Origin of the sequence: Mesorhizobium sp. M1066, assembly GCF_040318635.1 — a bacterium.
Taxonomy (GTDB): Bacteria; Pseudomonadota; Alphaproteobacteria; order Rhizobiales; family Rhizobiaceae; genus Mesorhizobium.
The window spans coordinates 1-2263 of sequence record NZ_JAMYMR010000099.1; the positions used below are offsets into that span (position 1 = coordinate 1).

The window sequence follows — 2263 nt, forward strand, 5'->3', positions numbered from 1 at the left end:
GCGCCAACGACGTCGACTTCATCTTTGGCCTCGCGCCCACCACGACCCTGCGCAAGCATGTCGCGGATCTGGAGGCCAGCACGACGGCGCGCTTCGAAGCGTCGGCCAAGACAGGCAAGGTCCGCAGGTTCAAGGAGTTCGTTGACGGCGCCGCCAGCTGGAGCCGCGTCGAGCGCATCATCGCGCGGGTCGAGGTCGGCGCCCACCGTGGGGATATCCGCTTCGTCGTCTTGCCGGTGGGAAGTCGAAGGCGCTCTACGAGGATGTCTACTGCCGGCGCAGCGCGGCCGAGAACCACCTCAAGTCGTGGAAGACGCATCTTGCCGCCGACCGCACATCCTGCACCAGAGCGACGGCCAACCAGTTCCGGCTATTGCTGCATGCCGGTGCTTACTGGTTGATGTGGGGCTTGCGGGCAGCGATGCCGAGGCGTAGCTTTGCAGTCGCCCAATTCGACACGCTGCGATTGCGCCTCATCAAAATCGCTGCGCGGGTGGTCGAGATGAAATCGCAAATCCGCCTGCACCTGCCGACATCGTGCCCCGACCAGCGCATCCTGCGCATCGTCCTCGATCGCATCCCCCAACTCGCGACATAACGATGGGCGCAGACCTCCCGAAACAAACCCGTTCGCAACCTGCAAACCCCCGCCTGCCATCACGACGGAGCAATCCCGGCGCCTGACGAGGCGCGTGGAAAAGCACCGCAACGGCGACCACAGCGTCGCTTCAGGCCGTCAAAAGCTTATCGCCGTGCATCAAGGCGGCTAGAGCGGTTCGCGTTTTAGCTGAATCAGGATTCCCAAGATTGAGCAAATCAGATTCGATGTTTTGACCGTTGGAGGTCGGGACTGATGGCGAAGCCTTATTCGATGGATCTACGGGAGCGGGCGCTGGCGCGCCTTGAAGAGGGCGAGACGAGCTACGAGGTAGCTGCGGCGCTGAAGGTGGCAGTGTCGAGCGTGATCAAGTGGGCGGCGCGCAAGCGTCGGTTAGGCAGTGCGGCGCCCGGCAAGATGAGCGGTCATCGGCCCTATCTGATCGACGGGAAGCACCGTGCCTTCGTGCTGGGCGAGGTCGAGCGAGATGCCAACATAACGCTTCATCAATTGACGGCGGCACTGGCTGAACGTGGTCTCACCATTCATCCTGCGAGCGTCGGTCGCTTTTTGAATCGTTCCGGCTCGATTGTCCACCGTTTGCAGATGAACTCGTAGGGCGTGAGGCCTTTGAGGGTCTTCAATCTTCGCCCGAAGTTGTAAGCTGAGACGAAGTTCGCGAGGTGGCGTTCGAGCTGGTCGTGGTCGTCGTAGTGGTAACGCTTGACGGTGGCGTCCTTGATCGTGCGGTTCATCCGCTCGACCTGGCCATTCGTCCAGGGATGCTTGGGCTTCGTGGTGCGATGCTCGATGCCGAGCTGCGCGCATGCGTATTCGAAGGCATGCGCCCAGACGGTCTCTCCCTTGGCCAAGGCCTCGACGATCAGGGGCGTGGCCGAACCGCCGGCGCCTGGCGTGGTGAAGTGCGTGCCGTTGTCGGTCAGGACGATGCTGATCTTGTAGGGAACCGCTTCGACGAGATGCCGCAGGAACTCGCCTGCCGTGCGCCGTTTGGCTTCGCGATGCAGCTCGACGAAGGCGAACTTGCTGGTGCGATCGATGGCGACGAACAGATAGAGCTTCCCCTCGGCCGTCTGAACCTCGGCGATATCGATGTGGAAGAAGCCGATCGGATAGGATTTGAACTTCGTCTTCGCCGGCTTCTCGCCTTCGACCTCGGGCAGGCGGCTGATCCCGTGACGCTGCAGGCAGCGGTGCAGGGATGACCGCGTCAACGTCGGGATCGTCGGCTGCAGCGTATAGAGGCAGTCGTCGAGCGGCAGCAAAGTATGCTTCCGGAAGGCGACGATCACCGCCTCTTCCTCGATCGTCAGCACTGTCGAAGTAGGGTTCTTCGGCCCGGTCGGCACATCGGTCACCGAGGTCCGCTTCTTCCACTTCGCGACGGTCTTCTGATTGATCCCGTAGCGCTTCGACAGAGCCCTCAGGCTCTCTTGACTATGCTGTATCGCTCGACGGACCGCCTCAGTCGTCGTGGCGCTCCCGTGAAGAACCTGGCCCATAGCGCTTCCTTTGATTCGTGCGATAATGATGCACCATCAAAGCCTGGGATCAAACATCTAGCAGGCTGTTGAAGAAGTCAGCCGCGTTCGCAGACGAAGCCTGAATCGTCGGCATTGTGGATGTAGAAGTGGCCGACGAGGC

At 61.5% G+C, this 2263-nt stretch carries 2 protein-coding genes and 1 pseudogene; 2 read left to right on the forward strand and 1 reads right to left on the reverse strand.

Features of this window, described 5'->3' with window-relative positions; genetic code table 11:
• Positions 1 to 598 (forward strand): annotated as a pseudogene (locus NKH52_RS35225) (transposase); the annotation flags it as partial.
• Positions 599 to 853: 255 nt separating this feature from the next.
• On the forward strand, positions 854 to 1216 hold the full coding sequence (locus NKH52_RS35230) for a transposase (protein ID WP_352656831.1): 363 nt from the start codon (positions 854 to 856) through the stop codon (positions 1214 to 1216).
• Here the strand turns inward: NKH52_RS35230 and NKH52_RS35235 are convergent.
• On the reverse strand, positions 1144 to 2121 hold the full coding sequence (locus NKH52_RS35235; RefSeq protein WP_352656834.1) for an IS481 family transposase: 978 nt from the start codon (positions 2119 to 2121) through the stop codon (positions 1144 to 1146). The two genes, NKH52_RS35230 and NKH52_RS35235, sit on opposite strands and share 73 nt — an antisense overlap.
• Positions 2122 to 2263: the final 142 nt, after the last annotated feature.